Source organism: Propionivibrio sp. (genome assembly GCF_017995515.1).
Lineage (GTDB): Bacteria > Pseudomonadota > Gammaproteobacteria > Burkholderiales > Rhodocyclaceae > Propionivibrio.
Window position 1 is genome coordinate 58993 of record NZ_JAGOIT010000001.1, and the last position, 22985, is coordinate 81977.

The following is a 22985-nucleotide window of genomic DNA, read 5'->3' on the forward strand; positions in this document are numbered from 1 at the left end:
TGAAGCACAGCGCTTGAAACAGGCGTGGATTCTAGCACCGTCGGCCCGCTATCGGCCCGCTCCCGGCACGCTTTCGGCGCCGTGAATCAGGGAAGCTGCGATGCCGCCATGCGCTGCCGAATCGCCGCCGCCCGTTTGCCCAAGCCCGGCGCGTTGCGGTTGCGATCGTAGTAGCGCGGACTCGGTACCATGCCGGCAAGCCGGGCCGCCTGATCGGCCGACAGGCGCGCCGCACTGCTTCCGTAATAGTGCCGTGCCGCCGCCTCCGCGCCGAAGACGCCGACGCCCCATTCGATGACGTTGAGGTACACCTCGAGAATCCGCCGCTTGCTCCAGAACGTCTCGAGCATCAGCGTCACGACCGCTTCCTGCCCTTTGCGCCAGGGCGTCTTGTCGGGCGAGAGGAAGAGGTTCTTGGCCAGCTGCTGCGAAATCGTCGAGCCGCCGGCGACGATTCTTCCGCGCCGCTGGTTCTTTTCCATCGCGCGCTGAATGCCTTCCCAGTCGAAGCCGTCGTGCTGCACGAACAGGTCGTCCTCGGCTGCAACCACCGCCCGTTTGAGATTGGGCGAGATTTGCGCGTAGTCGACCCACTGCTTCTTCAGCTGTGCGGCCGGGTCCTTGCTGCGCAATTCGGCCAGCCGGATGTCCATGAATCGGGTGTGCTCGGGATTCACCTGGCCCCACCACAGCACCCAGCCGAACAGCCACAACTGGTAGGCGAGAAGCAGGACGACGAGCCCGAGCAGTAGACGTTTGCCACCACGCCAGAGGCGCTTCGCTACCGGCGTGCCGGTCATGCCCCGCGCAGCAGATCCATCACCGGCGCTACGTCCGGCCGCACGCCGCGCCAAAGATGGAAGGCTTCGGCCGCCTGCTCGACGAGCATGCCCAGCCCTTCGGCGATGCGCGCCGCGCCCTGCTGCCGGGCAAAGCGCTGGAACGCCGCTTCGCCCTTGCCGTACATCATCGAATAGGCGAGGCTGCCCGCCGCGAAAAGGCCTTGTGGCAACGACGGAAGATCACCGCCCAGAGCGGCGGAAGTCGCATCGATGACGACGTCGAACGACTGGTCGGCGAGTTGTGCGAAACCGCAAGCCGAGATCGGCCCGAGCTGACCAAACGCATCGGCCAGCATCTGCGCCTTGGCTTCCGTGCGATTGGCCACGACCAGCGCCTGCGGCCGCGCTTCGAGCAGTGGCCCGATCACGCCGCGCGCCGCGCCGCCGGCACCGAGCAGCAGCACGCGCCGCCCTTCGATCGCGCACGTGAGGTTGAGCGTGATGTCGCGCATCATGCCGACGCCGTCGGTGTTGTCGCCGAGGATTTCGTCGCCGGCAAAGATCAGCGTATTGACCGCGCCAGCCAGTTCGGCGCGCGGCGTGCGCCGCGTCGCCAGGCGGAAGGCCTCTTCCTTGAACGGCACGGTGATGTTGGCGCCGCGCCCGCCGCCGGCGATGAAATCACGCAAGGTTTGCGCAAAGCCGTCGGTCGGCGCGAGGATGGCGCGGTAGTCGAGATCCTGCCCGGTTTGCCGCGCGAAAGCGGTGTGGATAAGCGGCGACTTGCTGTGCGCGATGGGGTTGCCGAAGACGGCGTAGTGGTCGGTCATGGCAGGTGGTCAGCGTGATTTCGTCTGGAGTTCGTTGCTGCTCGTAAACCGCCAGCTGCGCGTGATCTCGAGAATGTCCGTATCGCGGGCGATCTCGGGCGGGAAAGCCGCGTAGGGGCCGGCCATCATGACGATCCGGCGCGCCGCGTCGTCGAGAACCTTGTGCCCGGACGAACGGTTGATTTCGATCCGGTCGACCGAGCCGTCGCTCCTGATCGTCAGGGTCAACACGAGTTGGCCGTAGAGCTTGCCCTTGGCGGCCTCCGGATAATTGAGCGTGCCGACGCGTTCAACCTTCTGGCGCCAGTTCTCGACGTACTGGGCAAAGCGGTATTCATCGGCCCGCGTGCCGATGTTCTTCGTGCGCGGGCGCTTGTTGTACTCATCGATGTTCTTGGCGATCTCGCCTTCCAGCCGCGCCATCGCCAGCGCGTTGCTCGCCAGATCGCGGCCGCTCGGGGTCTCGACCTGCTCCGGCTGCTCTTCGGCTTCCTTCTGTGGCTTCACGCTTTGCTTCGCCCTGGCCTGCGCCAGCAGGCGCTGCTGCCTGGCTTCGAGCGCCTGCACGCGCTTCTGCGCCTGCTCGAGCTCGGTGCCGCTCTTTTGCTGGGTTGATGGCGGCAGCGGTGTCTTGGCACGGCGGTCTTCATCCGTGGTTCCGCCGCCATCGAGATTGGTCTGCGCCAGCGCCTGCGCTTCGACCGGCTTGCGCGCCGACTTGCTGTTGACCAGGATGATGTCGAGCGCCTTCTCCTTGAAGGCGCGCGTCGCGTCGGGGAACCGGAAATGGATCGACAACAGGAGCGCATGTACGGCCAGCGACACGCCGATGCCGATCCACAGGTTGCGATCGACCTTCGGCGCCACGAACGACGGATCGATCGCGACGGCGCTCACGTCAGGCGGCTGCGCTGTCGGACGCTGCGGCTTCGCCGTTTTCTGCCGGTGCTTCGGCTTCCGCGACATCGTTGCTCGCCTCCGTGGCAATGAATTCAAGCTCGGACTCGTCGTCCAGATCGTCGACCGTGACCAGTGTCTCGCCGAGCGTTTCGAGGTAGCGGCACGAGAAGCCAAGCGTCAGCAGATCGATCGCTTCGATTTTCAGCCGGACGCGCTGGCCCGGCTTCGCGCCAGTGATCGACGGCACGCGCTGCAGCAGCGGCAGATGGTCGAACTTGACGAGGTCTTCGCGGCGCACGGTCGCGTCGATCGTCTCCAGCCCTTCCTGCTTGAGCCAGCGCAGGCTCCAGTAGCGCTCCATGCCGCGCTGGAACTCGGCGTAGGCGGCGTAGGTCAGGTCGAAGTCGCGCATCGCGGCGAAGAGCGCGTCCGACTTCGGCTTGAAGTGCGGCGCCTCGCCCTTGACGCAGGCCAGCAACTGCCACTGGTTGACGAGGTCCACGTAGCGGCGCAGCGGCGACGACGACCAGGCGTACTGCGCGACGCCGAGGCCGTCGTGCGGCTGCGGCGAGGTCGTCATGCGCACCTTGCCGCCCGTCTGCGCGCGATAGATGGCGGGAATGCCCTTCTCGGCGAGCAGCCCACCCCAGGTGCTGTTGGCGACGATCATCAGCTCGGCGACGAGCTTGTCGAGCGGGCTGCCGCGCTTCCTTTCGCTGATGACGACGCGGCAATTCTCGGGGTCGGCGAGATTGCCTTCGATCGCGAAGTTGTAGTCGTTGTTGCCCTGCATCGCCGAGGGCTTGCCGCGCCGGCCTTCGCAGGCGTTGGCCAGATCCCAGAGCATTTTCAGCTCGTCGCGGAAGGGGAAGTCGGCAAGACCTTCGACCACGGTCTGCTCGTTGAACCAGGGCTCGACGTCGTGGTGACGCAGGTTGGCGACGACCGGCACGATTTCGACGCGCGACTCGTGCGCGGTGATCTCGAACTCGGGCGTCACCGTCAGATACAGCGATACGGCCGGGCAGTCGCGACCCGCAGCCAGCGTGAAGCGTTCGACCGCCGCGTCGGGCAGCATGGTGATTTTGTTGCCCGGCATGTAGACCGTCGACAACCGGTCACGCGCGATCGCGTCGAGCGGCGAACCTGGGGCGATCCCGACACCGGGCGCCGCAATATGTATCCCGACGCGCCAGCCGATGCCCGGCAGCGTCTGCAATGAGAAGGCGTCGTCGATTTCGGTCGTCGCCGCGTCGTCGATCGAGAAGGCGGCGACGTCGGCGCGCGGCAAGCTGTCCGGCAGCGCGGGGAACTCGACTTCAGGGAAGCCGGTGCCGGCCGGGAAATACTCGTTGAGGAAACGCTGGAAGTGGTAGTCGTGCGCCGAGCGGATCGCGCCGCAGCGGTCGAGCAGATGCAGCGCGGTGAGCCCCATTTCGCTGCACGCGGCTTCGAGCGCCTTGGTCTCGAAGCGATTGCGATCGGGCTTGTAGAGCAGCTGGTTGAGCAGCGGCTCGAATTCCGGCGGCAGGCTGAAGGCCTTCAGCTCGCCGACCATGCGTTCGATCGCTAACGCTTGCTGACGCTTCTTTTCAAGACCGGCCAGAGCGGCTGCGAGAATGTCGGCAGGGGCCTTGCGGTAACGCCCCTTGCCCTTGCGATGGAAGTAGACGGGCGCTGAATGCAGGGCCAGCAGCAACGCGGCCGCTTCGACCGCGCTGGCCTTGTGCCCGAAGTACTCGTCGGCAAAATCACAAAAATGAAACTCGCCATCGCTCGTACACTCCCACAGGAACTCCGCTTCGATCTCCGCGACGAGCGGTTCGCAACGGGCCAACAACTCGCCCGGCGACGGTTCCTTGTAGCGCAGCAGCACATTCGCCGACTTGATCTTGGAACGCTTGCCGGAGGCGGTTTCGACCTGCAACGAGACATCGTTGTCGGTCAGGACGGTGGCGGTTTTGAAGGCGCCGTCTTCTTCGAACAGAACATACATCGGCGGGATTATAACCGGCAAAATTCAAAGAGTTGCGGCAACAAATCGGGGAAGCGGGTGAAGCTGTGGTCGCCGCCGGCGAAGACATCCTGCCGGCATCCGGCGTAGCGCCGGACGGCCTCGCGGTAGTCGAGCACCTCGTCGCCGGTCTCGACGAGCAGGAGGTAGCGCGCCGGCGTGATCACCGCGCATTCGAGCGCGCGCAGCTGATCGATATGCCCGGCGGTGAACTCGAAGGTCTCGCCGGTGTGGAGGTTTTTCTGCGTGCCGATGTAGGCGTTGAGCGAGAGCGGCGCGACGACGGCCGGGTTGACCAGCGCGGCGCGCAGATCATGCTTCTCGGCGAGCCAGGTCGCGTAGTAGCCGCCGAGCGAACTGCCGACCAGCGTCAGTTCACCGTTGTGCGCAGCGATGATCGCCTCGGCCTGCTCGATCGCTTCGTTCGGCACCGGCGACAGCGCCGGGCAGAAGAAGCATTCGGACAAACCGCGTGCGCGCATGGCGTCGCCCAATACCTTCGCCTTCCACGACTCGGGTGAGGAACAAAAACCGTGCAGATAGAGGATGGCGGCGTTCATCGCGCTCACCCGTGCGTCCAGCCGACGAGGTCGAGCTGCCAGGTGGCCAGCACGACGACGCCGAAGGCGATGCGGTACCAGGCGAACGGCGTGAAGTCGTGGCTGGAGATGAAGCGCAGCAGCCAGCGCACGCAAAGGAAAGCCGAGACGAACGCCGAGACGAAGCCGACGACCCACATGCCGATATCGTCGAACGAGAGCAGCGCGCGCTCCTTGTACAAACTGTAGAAGGTCGCGGCGAACAGCGTCGGCACGGCGAGGAAGAAGGAGAATTCGGTCGCCGCCTTGCGCGACAGGCCGAAGAACAGCCCGCCGATGATCGTCGCGCCGGAACGCGAAGTGCCGGGAATCAGCGCCATCATCTGCGCCAGGCCGAGCTTCACCGCGTCGAGCGGCGTCATGTCGTCGACCGAATGCACGCGGATCGTGTGCTCGCGGCGCTCGGCCCAGAGGATGACGAAGGCCCCGACGATGAAGGCGATCGCCACCGGCACCGGCTGAAAGAGGTGCGCTTCGATGACCTTCTTGAAAAGCAGCCCGGTCACCGCGAGCGGCACAAAGGCAATCGCCAGGTTGAGCGCCAGCCGGTTGGCCAGTCGATCGCGCCCGAGGCCGCACACGACGCGCGTGAAGCGCTCGCGGTACTCCCAGACGACGGCGAGGATGGCGCCCGACTGGATGACGATCTCGAACAGCTTGCCGCGCTCCGTGTTGAAGCCGAGCAGGTCGCCGGCGAGGATCAGATGCCCGGTCGACGAGATCGGCAGGAACTCGGTCAGCCCTTCGACGACACCGAGAATCAGGGCCTTGAGCAGGAGCATCACGTCCACGGGAAGCCTTTCGGAAAAAAGCGGCATTCTAGCAGGCGCGCACACACGCATCGAACTCCCGCCCCTGGCCCTGCCAGCAGACCCGGAAGACTCCCGCAAACGATTGAAAAAATTGAAAATTTCTCCATCTCGTGGCAGAATCGCCGGCTTTGTGTCCGGCCGCGCGTGCGGCAGGCCAGCCGCGACCCGGAGGCCCGGGAACATTCGAATATCGCATCACGGCCGGCAGAAGAAGAACGCAAAACCATCAACGCGTTGATGCACCACCCGACACCGCAACGGTCCCGATTTCATCCATCCAATCAACTCAACCATTAGGGAATAAAGGGAACACGCCATGAGCGCACCACAGCAATCAACCGTCACCGAAACCAAAATCATGCTCTCCGATCCGACGGCGCTCGGCGTCTTCGGGTTGGCCATGGTCACCTTCGTCGCCGCCTCGCAGAAGATGGGCTGGACGACCGGCTCGACCTTCATCATCCCGTGGGCACTGTTCCTCGGCTCGGCCGCGCAGATCTGGGCCTCGACCGTCGATTTCAAGAAAAACAACTACTTCGGCTCCATCGCCCTGGGCATCTACGGCCTCTTCTGGGCCGCCGTTGCCATGCACTGGGCGATCGCCCAAGGCTGGTTCGGCGTCATCGACCCGGCCAAGGCCGACCCGCGCCAGCTGGCTTTCGCCTGCTTCGGCTACACCATCTTTTCGCTGTTCATCATGGTCGCCGCCTTCGAGGTCAACAAGGTGTTCGCCGCCATCCTGGTGCTGATCAACGTCCTGCTGCCCTCGCTCGGCTTGTCGATTCTCGGCATCAACCACGAACTATTCTCGCCGCTCGCCGCCTGGTCGGAGCTGCTGATCTCGCTGCTCGGCTTCTACGCCGCCGGCGCGATCTTCCTCAACAGCTACTTCGGCCGCGTACTGGTGCCGCTGGGTGCGCCGTTCGGCTTCATCCGCAAGGGTCCGGCCAAGAAATAAGCTGAACAGGCGCAAACAAAAAGGCGAGTCGTTTCGGCGGCTCGCCCTTTTTTCGTCCGCGTATCAGGGCTAAATCGCGAACTGCGCGAAGTTCTGCCCGGTCGACGCGAGTACGCCGAGCCAGGCCGGACTGTTGAGGTCGAGCGTCTTCTGTTTCGTGGTCAGCAATTCGACCGGAACGTGGGTGAACTTGCCATGCTGGTAGCCGATCACCAGGCCGGTCTTTCCCGCCATCGCCGCGTGCACCGCGTTGCGCGCGAAGAAGTCGCAAAGAACGGCGTCCTCGGCGCTCGCCGGCACGCTGCGCACGAGATAACTCGGATCGATGTAGCGGATGGCGAAGGGGACTCCCTTCGCCTTGAAATGCGTGTCGATCTTGTCGCGCATGAACTGGCCGATATCCTTCAATTTGATGTTGCCGGAGGCATCGCGCTCGCCGGAATCTCCCGCGATCAGATGCTGCCCCGCGCCCTCGGCGACGAGCACCACCGCATGCGCGCGATCGACCACGCGCTTCTCCAGCGCGGCCAGGAAACCATCTTCGCCGTCGAGCACGAAAGGCACCTCGGGCACCAACGTGAAGTTCACGTCCTGGCTGGCGACCGTCGCGCCGGCCGCGATGAAGCCGGCGTGGCGCCCCATGATCTTCACGATCGAAATTCCGTTATGCACGCTGTGCGCTTCGGTGTGCGCGCAGTCGATCACCTTGGTCGCCTCCTCGACGGCGGTCAGATAACCGAAAGTCCGCGAAACGAAGGCGACGTCGTTGTCGATCGTCTTCGGCACGCCGACGACAGCCAGCGCGTGGCCGCGCTGCGACGCCTCCTTGTAGATCGCCGCGCCGCCGCGTTGCGTGCCGTCGCCACCGACAACGAACAGGATGTTGACCTTGCGCCGGATCAGGTTGTCGACCGCTACGCTGACGTCGACCGGCCCGCGCGAGGTGTTGAGCACCGAGCCGCCCTCCTTGTGGATGTCCTCGACGAACTCGGGGGTCAGTGGAATCGGCTCCGAGCCGCGCCACGGATCGAGGCCCTGATAGCCGTCGATGAAGCCGAGGATCTCGCGCACACCGTAGCCGTGATGTAGTTCGAGAACGAGCGATCGGATGACGTTGTTGAGCCCTGGACACAAGCCGCCGCAAGTGACGATGCCGGCGCGCGTCTTCTTCGGATCAAAAAAAATCTTCTCGCGCGGCCCGGCGAGTTCGAACAGGAACTCCTCCGACGGCGGCTGGTCGGGATCGACGACGACGTTGAAAAGCACCCGCGCCTTGTCGCTGATATGCGAAGAAAGCGGGGAGTCGAAGAGAGGTTCGCCGAGCGTGGTTATATCCATTTGAACTGGTCCTTGGAATCGTTGAAAGCGCCAGCGCGAAGTATCCTCGGGCGTTTGCGGACGGTCAAACGCTGCGCGCAACGATCTGCTCAACCGCGCCACGTTCGGCGCTAGAATCGCGCCCCATGAAAACGACACCGCGCTTCTGGCTGGCGACGTTGTTCGCCATTCTTCCACTCACCGCATTCGCCGACTGGAACGAGATTTCCAGCTTTGACGACGGCATGCGCGTCTTCGTCAACACCGGGACGGTCGAGCGCATCGACGAAATCGCCGTCGTCAGTCACCTCGTCCGCTGGGGCGAGCCGCAGAAGAGCGACGAGGAAGCCGTCTATCGCTCGACCATCGTACGCACCCGCTACGACTGCGCGAACAAGCTCGAACGCTACCTCGGCTCGGTTTCCTACGCCGGCCCGATGGGCAACGGTGACGTCGTCATCAGCGACGAGGACGAAGCCGACAAGTGGTACACGATCTCCGACGGCTCGATGGAAGAAAAGCTCTGGTCGGTGGCCTGCCAGAGCGAGTAGCCGCACGGCCGTCACCCCGCTGCACATGGGAGGTGACGCGGTACAATAGCGCCTTGTCCAATCTGCCAGAGACCTTCCCGTGACAGCTACCATCCTGCAAAGCATTCCCGCCGGCGAGCGCGTCGGCATCGCCTTCTCCGGCGGCCTCGACACGAGCGCGGCCGTGCACTGGATGCGCGGCAAGGGCGCCATCCCCTGCGCCTACACCGCCCACCTCGGCCAGCCTGACGAGAGCGACTACGACGCCATTCCGCGCCAGGCTCTGGGCTATGGTGCGGAAATCGCCCGCCTGATCGACTGCCGGCCGCAGCTCGTCGCCGAAGGCATCGCCGCGATCCAGTGCGGCGCCTTCCACATCAAGACCGGCGGCACGACCTACTACAACACGACACCGCTCGGCCGCGCCGTCACCGGCACCGCGCTGGTCGTCGCGATGAAGGAAGACAACGTCAACATCTGGGGTGACGGCTCGACCTACAAGGGCAACGACATCGAGCGCTTCTACCGCTACGGCCTGCTGGCCAACCCGGCGCTGCGCATCTACAAGCCGTGGCTCGACCAGAGCTTCATCGACGAACTCGGTGGCCGCAAGGAGATGAGCGAGTACCTCATCAAGCACGGCTTCGACTACAAGATGAGCGTCGAGAAAGCCTACTCGACCGACTCGAACATGCTCGGCGCCACGCACGAAGCCAAGGATCTCGAATTTCTCAACGCCGGCGTCAACATCGTCAAGCCGATCATGGGCGTCGCCTTCTGGCGCGAGGACGTCGTCGTCAAACCTGAAACCGTGACCGTGCGCTTCGAGGAAGGCATCCCGGTCTCGATCAACGGCCGCACCTTCGCCAACGCCGTCGAACTGTTCAACGAAGCCAACGTCATCGGCGGCCGCCACGGCCTCGGCATGTGCGACCAGATCGAGAACCGCATCATCGAAGCCAAGAGCCGCGGCATCTACGAAGCCCCGGGCATGGCGCTGCTGCACACGGTTTACGAGCGTCTCGTCACCGGCATCCACAACGAGGACACGATCGAGCAGTACCGCGTCAACGGGCTCAAGCTCGGCCGCCTGCTCTACCAGGGCCGCTGGTTCGACCCGCAGACGCTGATGCTGCGCGAAACGGCGCAACGCTGGGTGGCGCGCGCGATCACCGGCGAAGTCACGCTCGAACTGCGTCGCGGCAACGACTTCTCGATCCTCGACACGTCGAGCCCCAACCTCACCTACGCGCCCGAGCGCCTGTCGATGGAAAAGGTGGAAAACGCCGCCTTCACCCCGGCCGACCGCATCGGCCAGCTCACCATGCGCAACCTCGACATTATCGACACGCGCCAGAAACTCGGCATCTACACCGGCGCCGGCCTGCTCGGCAACCAGTCCGACGGCAGCATCCCGCTGCTGTCGAGCAGCGAGGCGAAGGACAAGTAGGCGAAACAAGATCAGCCCCGGTTCGAACCCGGGGCTTTTTCCATAAACCGTTCAAATAACAACAATGACTATCCCGTTCGAAGCTTCGCGATCCTACGTTTACAACGCCGCACGCTACGAGTTGCTGCCGCGTATCGCTGAAGCGGCCAAATCCTTTGGCGACGAACCGTTCCTGTTGCGTGAGCTCTCGAAAAAGCTGCTGGCTGAAACCTACACAGCCGAACAGCTTGAAATCAAGGTCAAGAAAGCAAAGAGCGACGCGACGGAAAGAATGAGCACGATCTTCGGCTTCTACATTCCATTCCTCGCCGAAAACCTGAGGGTGTTCGAAAACATGGGCGGCGGGATGTTCAAGAACATCCCGCTGGAGGAAGAAATCGCCGAAGCCGACGCCGTCGCAATAGACATCGAATCGGACGATGCCGGAATCATCTACGCCTACTCGTTCCCGTCAATTGCCAAGAAAGATGGCGGCAAGTTCCCGATAAAAGTCGGGCTGACAACGACGGGGGACGCCGACGCACGCGTCACCCAGCAGTGCAAGACAACCTGCTGCTTTGAATACCCGATCATTCTCAGGACATGGCAGGTTCAGCGCGTCGCAGCGGTCGAGGACGCAATTCATTCGACGCTTGAGGCGAGAGGTTCGAAACGCCAAGCACCTGGTACAGAATGGTTTGACACGACGCTTGAGGAAGTCGAAAGCGTCATCAAGTTTATTCAACCCGCAGCGCAGACCATTCCTCGCCCGTAGTCCGGCAGACGATTCAACTTCACCCTGATACAACAAAGCCCCGAGAAACGGGGCTTTGTCTTCTCTGCGGCAAGGCCATCCGGAGATGGCCCTTGGTGACGCTTCTTAGCCGATCTTGAACGCCAGCGAGTCGGAGTTTGAGTTCAGCGCGACGCTGATCGGTTGTGGACGATCTCGCCCAGATACATCCGGTTGTGCAGCATCTTGTAGAGGGTCTGTTTGGTGAAGGGCTTACCGCCCTTGGTGCGCACGCCTTCGGCGGCATAGACCTTGGCCATCAGCGTGGCCGAGCGCATCGTGATGAAATCATCGAAGATGCGGCGCACCAGCTGGGCTTCAACTTTGTTGATCACCAGCAGGCGATTGGCCACGTCGTAGCCCAGCGGCAGCGGCCCGCCCATCCACATCCCCTTGGCCTTGCTGGCGGCGATCTTGTCGCGGATGCGCTCGCCGGTGACCCTGTCGCGGGGCCTGTCGCTGGCGGGGCAGCGCGCTCGCGCCTCCCGCATGGTTTTGTGGCGAGGAAGGACCCGTTTCACCTGCGTCGTGGCCTTGGTCGCTGCTGTTGCCGTTGGATGCGCCGCTGCCACCATCGCGTGAGGCTGCGCTCGATGCGTGCGGCCATGCACAACCAGCGCCACCACCACGGCCACTGGATTCGCGCACGGCGCGGCCTGCGTACAAGCAGGGGCGGAGGCCAATTCGCCACACTGTGCGAAGGCGCGCTCCACGGTGCCTGTGATACGGGTGGCAACACGTCCACACCGTCGTCATTGAAGGCTGTGCGCGTTGCCGGTGGAAGCAGTTGCTGCCGGATCGACTGGTAATCCAGCACGTCTGGCCCGGGTGCGATGCGTGGCGACAGCGGCCCGATGCGGCTGGGCTGATATTGGCGGGAGGGTTGGATTTCCATCACGGCCTCCCTCACACATCCACACGCACGACGGTCGACAGACCGTGACCAGCTCATCGAGCGCGCTGGCGTCGTCATCACTGGCAGGCAGTTCGGCGCGCACCAGCTTGTCGAGCATCGTCACCGAGCACTCGCGGTTGGCCTTTTTGGCGGCGTGGCGCAGGCGTAAATAACTGGGCTGGTCGGTGTCCATCGTCACCTCCTCACTTGATCTGGCCGTCGAAGATCGTCAGCAACTCATCCAGCGCTTGATCCACCCGCCCGAGGTCGCCAACGTGGCCCCAGTGGATGGCGTCCGGGTCATGGCCGAAATGGTCGGCGGCCAGTTGGCGTAGTGCATCGATCTTGTCGAGGATCATCGGCAGACGCTGGAGGTAGGCGTCGACGGCGGTGGGTTGGGTGCTCATGGCGGGGCTCCTTGGTGGGTGGATGACGCCACCATTCACGCGCTGAACGATCAGGAAGCCAAGTTGTTCATCAGACGCTGGCTGCAGTTGTGCCACACTGATAAAATGACCGGCTTATGCCAAGTCGATCAGGACACCCGAGATGAAACGCTGCGTTGTCGGTATTCGTCGAACAGCAGAGCCGGAGGGGGGCGCAGCCAAGGACGCGCCTACTGTCTGGTTTCCCTCGATGGCCACGATGGCGGCGGTGCTGTCCGAGGACAACCAATCCCTGCTGCGCCTCATCCGGGACCGGCGACCCAAGTCGCTGACGGAGCTCGCTGAACTCACCGGGCGGCAGGTTCCCAACCTGTCACGCACGCTGCGGATGATGGAGGGTTACGGACTGGTCGAGTTGAAAAAGAACGTGCGTGAAATCGAACCGATCGCGCTGGCAACCAGTTTCAAGATCCTGATCGACTGAGGGACGACAAGATGAAGGGGGAGGCAATGCGAGATGGTGTGATCACCGAAGCGGATACCTGCCGCGAATTCGTCACCCCCCGATTGGTGGAGGCAGGCTGGGGAGCGGCCCCGCACTCCATTGGCGAGCAGCGCAGCTTCACCAATGGCCGCATCATCGTGGCTGGTGGCAAGGTTCGCCGTGGCAAACAGAAGCGCGCCGACTACCTGTTGTACTACCGTCGGGACTATCCCCTTGCCGTGGTCGAAGCCAAGGAAATCGGCCTGCCTGCTGAAACCGGCGTACAGCAGGCACGCGAGTACGCGGAGATTCTCGGCCTCAAGTTTGCGTACGCCACCAACGGCCACCGCATCATCGAAATCGACTACATCACCGGCGCCGAGCGCGAGGTGGATCGCTACGCCTCGCCGGATGAGTTGTTTGCCCGGCTGACGGGAAGCGCGCAGTTGCCCAAGGATTCATCGCCCCATCTGCTGGAGCCATTCAACCTCGTTTCAGGCAAGGTGCCGCGCTATTACCAGCAGATCGCGATCAATCGGGTCATCGAATCGATCCTGCTGGGTCAAAAACGCATCCTTGCCACATTGGCCACTGGCACCGGCAAGACCTGCGTGGCTTTCCAGATCTGCTGGAAGTTGTGGAACAGCCGCTGGAACCGAACCGGCGAACACCGCCGTCCCAAGATCCTTTTCCTGGCCGACCGCAACATCCTGGTCGATGACCCGATGGCGAAGATGTTCGCGCCCTTTGGCGATGCCAGGCACAAGATTGCCGGCGGCGACACCAGTCAGAGCCGGGATATGTACTTCGGCATCTATCAGGCACTGACCACCGCCAGTTCAGATGTCTTTCGCCAGTACCGGCCCGATTTTTTTGATCTCATCATCATTGACGAATGCCATCGCGGCTCCAGCCGGGACGAAAGCGCATGGCGTGCGGTGCTGGATTATTTCGAACCTGCCGTGCAGTTCGGCATGACCGCCACGCCGCTGCGCGAGGAATCCCGCGACAGCTATGAATACTTCGGCAACCCGGTCTACACCTATAGCCTGCGCCAAGGTATCGAGGACGGCTTCCTGGCACCGTATCGCGTGCACCGCGTCATCACCACAGTCGATGCCGCAGGCTGGCGACCCAGCAAGGATGAGCTGGATCGTTATGGGCGTGAAGTACCTGATGACGAATACCAGACCAAGGACTTCGAACGTGTCGTTGCCCTGCGCTCGCGCACACGGGCGATGGCCCGCCACCTGACCGATCTGCTCAAAGGTACCGACCGCTTTGCCAAGACACTGGTGTTCTGTGTGGATCAGGAACACGCCGCCGAAATGCGACAGGAACTGATCAACCTGAACAGCGATCTGGTCAAGCAGTACCCCGACTACGTCTGCCGCGTCACCGCCGATGAGGGGGCCATTGGCCTTACCCATCTGTCGCACTTCCAGGACGTGGACAAGCCCACGCCGGTCATCCTCACTACATCTCAATTGCTGACGACCGGCGTCGATGCCGAAATGGTCAAAAACGTGGTCCTGGCACGTGTGGTGGGCTCGCGGTCCGAGTTCAAGCAGATCGTCGGTCGTGGCACGCGGCTGAAGGTGGATTACGGCAAAGAGTATTTCAACATCATCGACTTCACCGGTACGGCCACGCAGCACTTTGCCGACCCGAATTTCGACGGTGATCCTGCTCGCATCGAAGAAGTAACGATCGACGAATCGGGTGAGGTCGTCGACACCACCGCAGACGAAGTGCCGGGCGTGGCTGAGCCTGAAGCGGAATACGTGGTCGAAACGGAACAGGGCGATGATGCAGGTGGCAACGGCGAAATCATCACGGAGCCACCGGCGGAGCCGCGCAAGTTCTACATCGACGGCGGCGAAGTCGAAGTCATCGGCCACTTGGTCTATGACCTCGACACCGACGGCAAAAAACTGCAGGTGGTCAAGTACACCGACTATTCCGGCCGCGCCGTGCGCACGCTTTATCCCACGCGCGAGGTACTGCAATCGGCCTGGGCCAACCCCGATACCCGCTCTGAAGTGCTGCGCGAGCTGACCGAGCGCGGCATCAGTTTTGAGGAACTGGCAGCCAGCAGCGAACAGCCCGATGCCGATCCGTTCGATCTGTTGTGCCATCTGGCCTGGAATGCGCCGCTACTCACGCGCCGCCAGCGTGCGGAAGCTGCCAAACGTCAGGCCCAAGACCTGTTCGCCCAACATGGCCGATACAGTGAAGTCGCCCGTGAAATTCTGTCGCTGCTGCTCGACCGCTATGTCGAGCGCGGCATCCTGCAATTCAATGCGCTGTCCGAGCTGATGAAGGTGCAACCCTTCGACCGCTACGGCAGTCCTTCCGAAATCGCCACCCGTCACTTCGGCGGCGTGCGCGGAATGAAGGACGCTGTATCCCGGCTGCAGACCGCGCTCTACCAATAACGAGAAACGCATCCCATGGCCAAATCTGCAACGAAGGCAACGTCAGCCGGCGAAAAAAAGTCCCGCGCGCCGCGCAAAGCGAAAACGCCGCTCACCACGCGTGAAAACCTGTCTGCGCTGATCGGCACTGCCCGCAAGATCCTCCGCAAGGACAAGGGCCTCAACGGTGACGTGGACCGCCTGCCGCTACTTACCTGGGTGATGTTCCTCAAGTTCCTCGACGACCTCGAAATTGTGCACGAGGAAGAATCCGAGCTCGACGGCAAACGCTATCAGCCCATCATCGAGTCTCCCTATCGCTGGCGCGACTGGGCCGCTCGCGAAGATGGCATCACCGGTGATGAACTGCTGGCTTTCATCAGCCAGGAATTCACCGTGCGTGCCGATGGCAGCACCGGCAAAGGCCTGTTCGCCTATCTGCGCAGCTTGGCAGGCGAAGGCGAAAAAGGCAGCCAGCGCGAAGTCATCGCCAACGTGTTCAAGGGCGTGCAGAACCGCATGGTCAGTGGCTACCTGCTGCGCGACATCATCAACAAGATCAACGGCATCCACTTCTCGGCCAGCGAAGAAATCCACACGCTCTCGCACCTGTACGAATCGATGCTGCGCGAAATGCGCGATGCAGCGGGTGACGCAGGCGAGTTCTACACCCCGCGCCCGGTCGTGCGCTTCATGGTGCAGGTCAGCGATCCGCGTTTGGGAGAAACGGTGCTGGATCCTGCCTGTGGCACGGGCGGTTTTCTGGTTGAGGCCTACGATCACATCGCACCGCAGGTGAGCGCTCCAGATCAACGGCGCAGCCTGCAACGCGACACGCTTTACGGACAGGAAGCCAAGCCGCTGCCCTACATGCTGGCGCAGATGAACCTGTTGCTGCACGGGCTGGAAGCACCGCAAATTGCTTATGGCAATACGCTGGAACGGCGGATCAACGAAATCGGCCACAGCGAGCGCGTGGACGTCATCCTCACCAACCCACCGTTTGGCGGTGAAGAAGAAGTCGGCATCAAGGCCAACTTCCCACCCAATATGCAGACGGCGGAAACGGCGCTGCTGTTCCTGCAATACATCATGCGCAAGCTGCGCGTGGCCGGTGCGCCGGTGCCCTCACATCCCACACATCGCAAGCCCGCCACACGCGGTGGCCGTGCTGCGGTGGTCGTGCCCAACGGCACCTTGTTTGGTGATGGCATCAGCGCCGTCGTCAAGGAGGAGATGCTCAAGGAGTTCAAGCTCCACACCATCGTGCGCCTGCCCCAAGGCGTGTTCGCTCCGTACACCGATATCCCGGCCAACCTGCTGTTTTTCGAGCGTGGTGGCCCCACCGACACCCTCTGGTATTACGAACTGCCGCTGCCTGAAGGTCGCAAGAAGTACAGCAAGACCGCGCCACTGCAGTTCGAGGAATTCGCCCCGGCCCTGGCGTGGTGGAACGCCCGCGAGGAAGGCCCGCAGGCGTGGAAAGTGGACTTTGCCGCCAAGCGCGAAGCCGCTGTCGCAGCCGCCACGCCACACTGGCAGCGGGCGGAAAGCGAACGCAACGCTGCCATCGCTCTGGGCAAACCCATTCGAGAGTTGGAGCAAGCCATCCAGGCCGCAGCCAACGGACAGAAGGCTGAGCTGCAAGACCGCTTGAAGGCGCTCAAGAACAAGCAATCCGCCTTTGATCAGAACGCCAAGTCTGCCCAGTCCGAGGGGGATGCCCTGTACTGGCCGATTTACAACCTCGACCTCAAGAATCCCCATGCCAAGGCTGGGCTGGAACATGCAGATCCGAAGGACCTGATTGCTTCCATGCGCAGCCACGAGGCTGAGGTGATGCGTCTCTTGGGGGAGATCGAGGCGCTGGTTGCTGAGGTGCAGGCATGACCGACCGCACCACACCTACCGTGCCGGACCAAGCCGGCTACACGGCCGTTCACACCGACATCGTCACTCTGCTGGAATCGGCCCGCAGCGCTGCCGCGCGCAGCGTCAATGCGCTGATGACCGCCAGCTATTGGGAAATTGGTCGTCGCATTGTCGAGTTTGAACAGGGCGGGCAGGAACGAGCCAAGTATGGGAAAGCCCTGTTGAAGCGTTTGTCCGTTGACCTTTCGGCCCGCTTCGGTCGCGGTTTTGGAGTGGATTCTCTCGAATCCATGCGGCTGTTCTACAAGACCTACCCTCCCGAGAGAATTTCCGAATCACTGATTCGGAAATTGCCGCCGGGGCTGCAAGCTGCGAAATCCGAACCAGTGGTTCGGAATTTCGATCTGAACCAATTGGCTCAAGCATTCCCCCTTTCCTGGACTCACTACATTCATTTGATGCGTCGCCCCCGCTCCGCCGAAGAACGGGATTTCTACGAAGCCGAAGCCCTGCGCGGCGGCTGGAGCGTGCGCCAGCTCGACCGCCAAATAGGCAGCCAGTTCTACACCCGGGCCCTGCTGTCGAAAAACAAAAGCACCATGCTGGAAAAGGGCAGCCACCCTCTACCCGGCGATGCGCTCACCCCGGATGAAGCCATCAAGGACCCGTATGTCCTTGAATTTTTGAATCTCAAGGACGAATACTCCGAGTCCGACCTTGAGGGCGCACTGATCCACCGTTTGGAAGATTTCCTGCTGGAGCTGGGCAGCGAATTCACCTTTGTCGGCCGCCAGCGACGGCTGCGCATCGACGAAAGCTGGTTTCGTGTGGACCTGCTGTTCTTCCACCGCCGCCTGCGCTGCCTGGTCATCATCGATCTGAAACTGGGCGAACTCAGCCACGCCGATGTCGGTCAGATGCACATGTACTGCAACTATGCCCGCGAGCACTGGACGCTGCCTGATGAAAACCCGCCTGTGGGTCTGATCCTGTGCGCCCGTTCCAAGTCAGCGCTGGCGCGCTACGCATTGGACGGCCTGCCCAACAAGATCATGGCTGCCGAATACCAGACCGTACTACCCGATGTGAAGCTGCTGGAAGCCGAGCTGGAGAAAACGCAGCGCGAACTGGAAGCGCGACGGATTGCGCGTGGTGGCGATACGGAGGCCGACGAATGAAGGCGTGGCCTAAAGCCGCCTTGGGCGACCTGTTTTATGTCGAAAAGGGAAAAATCGGAATCATGGCGGCGACGCCAGGTGAATTTCCTTTAGTCACCACAGGCGAAGTTTTCGCCTCGCACTTCGAGCCGCACTTCTCGGGAGATGCTGTCTGCATTCCTTTGATATCCGCAACGGGTCATGGTCACGCGAGCCTCAAACGCTTGCATCACATCAAAGGTGATTTTGCTGTTGGCTCAATCCTCTGTGCGTGCATCAATCGTGCGCCGGAACGCGTAATGGCACGTTATGCCTACTTCTACCTGAGCGCCTGCATGGAAACCTTGCTGATCCCGCTGATGCAAGGTACTGCCAACATGTCCATGAAAGTGGCCGACATTGTTGGCGTTGAAATTCCCCTTCCGCCGCTCGCCGAACAACAAGCCCTCGTCGCCCGCCTCGACGCGCTGACTGAGAAAACCCGGCAGCTCGAAGCCCATCTGGATGCCGTCGAGCGCGACGCCGAACACCTGCTGGCCCTGCATTCCCGCGATGTCATTGCCGGTGCGCCGCTGCGGCCGATGGCTGAAGTGGCGCCGCTGGTACGCCGGGAGCAGTCCATCGACCTCAACGGCAGCTATCCGGAACTTGGCATCCGTTCCTTCGGCAAAGGCACCTTCCACAAGCCGCCGCTGTCTGGCGGCGACGTTGGCACAAAGCGCCTGTACCGCATCGAACCCGGCGACCTGCTGTTTTCGAACGTCTTTGCGTGGGAAGGCGCAATTGCCATTGCCCAGCCCGAGGACGCGGGTCGCTTCGGCTCTCATCGCTTCATCACCTGTCAGGCCAACCCAGAACTGACGACCGCCGAGTTTCTGCGCTACCAATTCTTGACTGACGACGGGATGCTGAAGATTGGCGAAGCGTCACCCGGCGGGGCTGGCCGCAACCGCACGCTCGGGCTGGAAAAGCTGATGGCCATCGAAGTACCCATGCCACCGCTGGTCGTGCAGCAAACCTTCGACCGCCTGCAAGCCGAAGTTGCCGCCCTCAAGGCCAAACACACCGCCATCCGCGAAGCCAACGCTGCGCTGCTGCCCGCGACGCTGGAACGGGTGTTTGTCGGAGAGAGTTAAGTGCAGTTCGTCACCCACGGCCCCGGACATCCCGGATGCGCTCCTGCAGGCGCATGAGGAAGGCCGCGTGGTGTTGTTCTGTGGGGCAGGCATTTCCTATCCCGCCGGCTTGCCCGATTTCAAGGGGCTGGTGGAACAGATCTATCGGCTGAACGGAACGGCGCGTTCGGACATCGAGCGCGAGGCATTCGAACGCGGGCAGTTCGACGCCACGCTCGATCTGCTGGATCGACGCCTGCCGGGCCAACGTCTGGCCGTCCGTCGTGCGCTGGCGCAGGCGCTGAAGCCGAAGCTCCGCCGCAAGGGTGCTGTCGATACACAGGCCGCGCTGTTGCGTCTGGCGCGCAGCCGTGAGGGTGCGCTACGGCTGGTCACCACCAACTTCGACCGCATCTTCCATGTAGCGGCCAAACGCACTGGTCAAACATTCCAAGCCCAAGCAGCCCCAATGCTGCCGATTCCAAAGAACAGCCGTTGGAACGGGCTGGTCTACCTGCACGGCTTGCTGCCCGAAAAACTGGACGACACTGCCCTGAACCGTCTGGTGGTGACCAGCGGTGATTTTGGCTTGGCGTATCTGCGACCATTCCGCGCTGCACCAGACCCTGCACACTTGGGCAGAAACCTACCGTGACGGGCGTGCAGGGCAAAGAAGCCATCGTTGTCAAACACGCCCTGACGCGCCCGCAGGAGAGCGCGCAGCAGGACGATTTCGTCGGGCGGATGCTTTGGGCCTTGTCGGACGAATCCGGCTTACCGGCAAAGCGCTTCGCCGATTTCAATCCAGCCCCTTCACTGGACTGGCTGCTGGAGCCCTTCGCGCATGAACATTTTGGGCACGGCGATCTGTCTCGCTTTGGCGTGCAGCCCCGTGACGAAGTGGACACCAAGCTGAGCTTCAGCCTGATTCGACGGCCTGCACCCTATGACCGTGCATCGCCGATGCTGCTTCTCGCAGCATCCGCAATGGCGTCGAAACCTACGACCCCGTTGGCTCTGCAATCAACCACCCCATTGGGCATATCACGCAAGCGCTGATCAATCTTTGTTTCAAGCAGAACCCGAATGACAACGATCTGCTTCCTGCTGACTTGAAGCCCATTTTCACCACACTGTGCGACGCGCAGATAGATCGATTCCGCCACGGCCGGGTGTTGATGGGTTCTCGGTTGATCGCATTTTTCCGCGTGGATCGCTCTTGGACCGAACAGAACCTGCTGCCGCTGTTCAGCTGGAGCAATCCCGTTGAAGCCAAGGCCGTGTGGGAAGGCTTCCCGAAGACGTGGAATGTGATGTTGTGTGCAGCTCCCCGCAGCAACCCGCACCAGTGCTCATAAGCTCGGGAGGCCGGTCAGCACATGATCAACCATCCGCCTGAAACAGAGTGGTTTGACACAACGCTCGACGAAGTCGAAAGCGTCATCAAGTTCGTTCAGCCCGCACGCAGACCATTCTCTGTCCGTAGTCGGGCAGGCGATTCCGCAACACCCCGATACAACAAAGCCCCGGAATTCGGGGCTTTGTCTTGTCTGCTACCAGGCCATCCGGAGATGGCCCTTGGTGACGCTTCTTAGCCGATCTTGAACGCCAGCGAGTCGGAGTTCGAGTTCAGCGCGACGCTGATCGGTTGCTGGTGGGCGACCGGGCCCCACAACTGGCGCGGGCCGGGCGAGGCGAAGAGGTCGTCGGCGGCCCAGTCGGCGCGGCGGGCTTCGAAGAACTTCATCGCGGCCGAATCCATCTTGACCAGCGCCTTCTCGATCACGAACTCGTCCTTGCCGTGGCGGCGCTCGATGTTGAGCAGGCCGGTCAGCGGGATCGCCTGCGGCTTGCCGCCGGCGGTCAGGTCGGTCACCGTCGCCATGTAGCCGGTGCGGCCGTCGAGGATCAGCGAGCCGGCGGTCAGGCCGAGGTTGTAGGTGTAGGCGGCGTCGAACAGCGTCGGCGCGCCGCAGCGGCCTTCGTAACCAAGGAAGTGGCAGTGCGCGGCGAACGGCACGGTCGCTTCGATCTGCTTGACGCGGGCCTTGACCATGTCGACCAGCAGTTGCTCGGTCGGGATCAGCGAGACTTGCAGGTTGCCGTGCGAGTCGCGGTCGGCGAGCAGCATCTTGACGACGTAGGCCGGCAGCGAAGCGAGCAGCGCGGCGTTGGCGGCCGAGAGCTTGCCCTGGATGAAGCCGGCCTTGTCGGCGTCGGCCAGCGCGGCGAAGGCGTCGGCGTGGTGCGCGAGCTGGTCGTTCAGTTCGGCGATCAGCGTGTTCATTTCCGGGATGAACTCGATCAGACCCTCCGGAATCAGCACGACGCCGTAGTTCATGCCCTTCTTCGAGCGCAGGACGACGGTTTGCGCGATCTGCTCGACGATGGAAGCGAGCGACATCTTCTTCTCGGCGACTTCTTCCGAGATGATGCAGACGGCCGGCTTGACTTGCAGCGCGACTTCGATCGCGACGTGCGAGGCCGAGCGACCCATCAGCTTGATGAAGTGCCAGTACTTGAGCGAGGAACGGGTGTCCTGCAGGATGTTGCCGGCGACTTCGGCGTAGATCTTGGTCGCCGTGTCGAAGCCGAAGGAGATCGGCAGCAGGTCGCCGATTTGCAGGTCGCCGTCGATGGTCTTCGGCACGCCGATCACTTGCACGCCCGAGCCGTCGGCCTTGACGCCCTTGAACAGGAACTCGGCGAGCACGGCGGCATTGGTGTTGGAGTCGTCACCACCGATGACGACGATGGCGTCGAGGTTGTGCTTGACGCAGGTGTCCTTGACTTGCTGGAACTGCTCGTCGGTCTTGATCTTGGTGCGGTCGGTGCCGAGGAAGTCGAAACCGCCGGTGTTGATGATCGTGTCGACGTCAGCGTCGGTGATCTCGAACAGGTTGCCCTTGAGCAGACCCTTCGGGCCGGGCTTGACGCCGAACAGCGTGTTGCCATTGCCGAGCACGCGCTTGATGCCGCAGACGACGTTATGGCCGCCGGAAGCCGGGCCGCCGGAGAACAGGACCGCAACGCGCTTACCCTGGGCAACTTTGGCGTTGGCGCCAGCCGAGGAAAGAACGACGTTGCCGGAAGCCTGCACCGAGTTCGGGAAGCTCTTGGCGACGCTGTCGCTGTCCTTGGTGCTGAGCACGCGCGAGCTGTTCGCGAAGGTAAGCGCCTGCGGCTGGGCGGACGAGCCGAATGCGGCGCAGACGGGAAGCGGAAGCTGGCGGACGGCCGATTCGAAAATCGACTGGTGCGATTCCAGTTTCTTCAACTGTTCTACCAGGGTACTCATGGTTCGATCCTTAAAAGAAAAGAGAGATGCAAAACGGCGGACTTACCGGCCGGATGAAACCTACGGAAAACGTTCTTGGTGACGCTGAACAGCATGCGCCGAGCAGGCGCTTCGACCATGGAAAGCGCCTGATTTTACCGCAATTGCCTGCCCCGCGCAGTAGCCCGCCGCCAACGGGGCGAATGGACAAACGGTGGGAAGATCGGCAAACCAAGAAAAAACAATGGCGCGACAACGGGCGTGCAGGAGGGGAGAACCTACACGTCCTTCTCTACCCCTATCAAAAAATCGGTAGCCGTTGGGGAAATTCAGGGGCTGATTTCGCAACGACCCATGCTTGCGAACACACCTTCTTGATCCGGCTCGACGTTGAATGGTACAAACAGGATTATTGATC

The 22985-nt window shown here is 62.4% G+C and carries 24 protein-coding genes; 13 read left to right on the forward strand and 11 right to left on the reverse strand.

Annotation, left to right across the window (positions count from 1 at the left end):
• Positions 1-86: 86 nt before the first annotated feature.
• From mtgA to KBA32_RS00315, 6 genes are read right to left on the reverse strand one after another with little or no spacing between them, the layout of a single operon-like run.
• A complete protein-coding gene (mtgA, locus tag KBA32_RS00290; protein WP_294353504.1) occupies positions 87-800 on the reverse strand; it encodes a monofunctional biosynthetic peptidoglycan transglycosylase in 714 nt (237 codons plus the stop codon).
• The gene (gene aroE, locus KBA32_RS00295) at positions 797-1612 is read right to left on the reverse strand and encodes a shikimate dehydrogenase (RefSeq protein WP_294353507.1); all 816 of its coding nucleotides are present in this window, start codon (positions 1610-1612) and stop codon (positions 797-799) included. Before aroE ends, mtgA begins: the two co-directional genes overlap by 4 nt.
• 9 nt (positions 1613-1621) lie before the next feature.
• Positions 1622-2509 carry an energy transducer TonB gene (locus KBA32_RS00300; RefSeq protein WP_294353510.1) on the reverse strand — a complete coding sequence of 296 codons (888 nt, stop codon included), beginning with the start codon at positions 2507-2509 and terminating at the stop codon, positions 1622-1624.
• A 1-nt stretch (position 2510) separates the two neighbouring features.
• Positions 2511-4508 carry an RNB domain-containing ribonuclease gene (locus KBA32_RS00305; protein WP_294353515.1) on the reverse strand — a complete coding sequence of 666 codons (1998 nt, stop codon included), beginning with the start codon at positions 4506-4508 and terminating at the stop codon, positions 2511-2513.
• An 8-nt stretch (positions 4509-4516) separates the two neighbouring features.
• Positions 4517-5086: a YqiA/YcfP family alpha/beta fold hydrolase gene (locus KBA32_RS00310; protein WP_294353518.1), complete on the reverse strand. Its 570-nt coding sequence runs from the start codon at positions 5084-5086 to the stop codon at positions 4517-4519.
• 5 nt (positions 5087-5091) lie between these two features.
• Positions 5092-5916, reverse strand: coding sequence for an undecaprenyl-diphosphate phosphatase (locus KBA32_RS00315; RefSeq protein ID WP_294353520.1), 825 nt, complete (start codon positions 5914-5916; stop codon positions 5092-5094).
• 337 nt (positions 5917-6253) lie between these two features.
• On the opposite strand from KBA32_RS00315, the gene KBA32_RS00320 reads away from it, so the two are divergent.
• Positions 6254-6895 carry an acetate uptake transporter gene (locus KBA32_RS00320; RefSeq protein WP_294353523.1) on the forward strand — a complete coding sequence of 214 codons (642 nt, stop codon included), beginning with the start codon at positions 6254-6256 and terminating at the stop codon, positions 6893-6895.
• A gap of 69 nt (positions 6896-6964) precedes the next feature.
• Here the strand turns inward: KBA32_RS00320 and KBA32_RS00325 are convergent, their stop codons facing one another.
• The gene (locus tag KBA32_RS00325; protein ID WP_294353524.1) at positions 6965-8233 is read right to left on the reverse strand and encodes an ATP-dependent 6-phosphofructokinase; all 1269 of its coding nucleotides are present in this window, start codon (positions 8231-8233) and stop codon (positions 6965-6967) included.
• A 125-nt stretch (positions 8234-8358) separates the two neighbouring features.
• Here KBA32_RS00325 and KBA32_RS00330 point away from each other — a divergent pair, with 125 nt between their 5' ends.
• From KBA32_RS00330 to KBA32_RS00340, 3 genes are all read left to right on the forward strand, one after another.
• Entirely contained in the window at positions 8359-8763 is a 405-nt protein-coding gene (locus KBA32_RS00330; RefSeq protein WP_294353528.1) for a surface-adhesin E family protein, read from the forward strand.
• Positions 8764-8842: 79 nt separating this feature from the next.
• Complete coding sequence (argG, locus tag KBA32_RS00335) at positions 8843-10192, forward strand: argininosuccinate synthase (RefSeq protein WP_294353531.1); 1350 nt, start codon at positions 8843-8845, stop codon at positions 10190-10192.
• Positions 10193-10256: 64 nt separating this feature from the next.
• Entirely contained in the window at positions 10257-10946 is a 690-nt protein-coding gene (locus KBA32_RS00340; protein WP_294353533.1) for a GIY-YIG nuclease family protein, read from the forward strand.
• 143 nt (positions 10947-11089) lie between these two features.
• Here KBA32_RS00340 and KBA32_RS00345 read toward each other — a convergent pair whose 3' ends face one another.
• From KBA32_RS00345 to KBA32_RS00355, 3 genes are all read right to left on the reverse strand, one after another.
• Positions 11090-11599: a recombinase family protein gene (locus KBA32_RS00345; protein ID WP_294353536.1), complete on the reverse strand. Its 510-nt coding sequence runs from the start codon at positions 11597-11599 to the stop codon at positions 11090-11092.
• Positions 11600-11716: 117 nt separating this feature from the next.
• Positions 11717-12052 (reverse strand): hypothetical protein, encoded by a 336-nt coding sequence (locus KBA32_RS00350; protein ID WP_294353541.1) that lies wholly within the window; start codon positions 12050-12052, stop codon positions 11717-11719.
• 10 nt (positions 12053-12062) lie between these two features.
• Positions 12063-12266 (reverse strand): hypothetical protein, encoded by a 204-nt coding sequence (locus KBA32_RS00355; protein WP_294353545.1) that lies wholly within the window; start codon positions 12264-12266, stop codon positions 12063-12065.
• A gap of 142 nt (positions 12267-12408) precedes the next feature.
• On the opposite strand from KBA32_RS00355, the gene KBA32_RS00360 reads away from it, so the two are divergent.
• From KBA32_RS00360 to KBA32_RS00395, 8 genes are all read left to right on the forward strand, one after another.
• The gene (locus KBA32_RS00360) at positions 12409-12729 is read left to right on the forward strand and encodes a helix-turn-helix domain-containing protein (protein ID WP_294353548.1); all 321 of its coding nucleotides are present in this window, start codon (positions 12409-12411) and stop codon (positions 12727-12729) included.
• A gap of 26 nt (positions 12730-12755) precedes the next feature.
• Positions 12756-15167, forward strand: a complete 2412-nt coding sequence (hsdR, locus tag KBA32_RS00365; protein ID WP_367113728.1) for an EcoAI/FtnUII family type I restriction enzme subunit R — start codon at positions 12756-12758, stop codon at positions 15165-15167.
• A gap of 15 nt (positions 15168-15182) precedes the next feature.
• Positions 15183-17036 carry a class I SAM-dependent DNA methyltransferase gene (locus KBA32_RS00370; RefSeq protein WP_294353553.1) on the forward strand — a complete coding sequence of 618 codons (1854 nt, stop codon included), beginning with the start codon at positions 15183-15185 and terminating at the stop codon, positions 17034-17036.
• Entirely contained in the window at positions 17033-18196 is a 1164-nt protein-coding gene (locus KBA32_RS00375) for a PDDEXK nuclease domain-containing protein (RefSeq protein WP_294353555.1), read from the forward strand. The genes KBA32_RS00370 and KBA32_RS00375 overlap by 4 nt, the downstream gene beginning before the upstream one ends.
• Positions 18193-19311: a restriction endonuclease subunit S gene (locus KBA32_RS00380; protein WP_294353560.1), complete on the forward strand. Its 1119-nt coding sequence runs from the start codon at positions 18193-18195 to the stop codon at positions 19309-19311. Before KBA32_RS00375 ends, KBA32_RS00380 begins: the two co-directional genes overlap by 4 nt.
• 67 nt (positions 19312-19378) lie before the next feature.
• Entirely contained in the window at positions 19379-19945 is a 567-nt protein-coding gene (locus tag KBA32_RS00385) for an SIR2 family protein (protein WP_294353563.1), read from the forward strand.
• Positions 19942-20349: a hypothetical protein gene (locus tag KBA32_RS00390; RefSeq protein WP_294353565.1), complete on the forward strand. Its 408-nt coding sequence runs from the start codon at positions 19942-19944 to the stop codon at positions 20347-20349. Before KBA32_RS00385 ends, KBA32_RS00390 begins: the two co-directional genes overlap by 4 nt.
• 53 nt (positions 20350-20402) lie before the next feature.
• On the forward strand, positions 20403-20648 hold the full coding sequence (locus KBA32_RS00395) for a hypothetical protein (protein WP_294353567.1): 246 nt from the start codon (positions 20403-20405) through the stop codon (positions 20646-20648).
• Between the two features lie 233 nt (positions 20649-20881).
• Here the strand turns inward: KBA32_RS00395 and KBA32_RS00400 are convergent, their stop codons facing one another.
• Positions 20882-22588, reverse strand: a complete 1707-nt coding sequence (locus KBA32_RS00400; protein ID WP_294353569.1) for a diphosphate--fructose-6-phosphate 1-phosphotransferase — start codon at positions 22586-22588, stop codon at positions 20882-20884.
• Positions 22589-22614: 26 nt separating this feature from the next.
• Between KBA32_RS00400 and KBA32_RS00405 the strand changes: the two genes are divergently transcribed.
• Positions 22615-22983, forward strand: a complete 369-nt coding sequence (locus KBA32_RS00405; protein WP_294353571.1) for a hypothetical protein — start codon at positions 22615-22617, stop codon at positions 22981-22983.
• Positions 22984-22985: the final 2 nt, after the last annotated feature.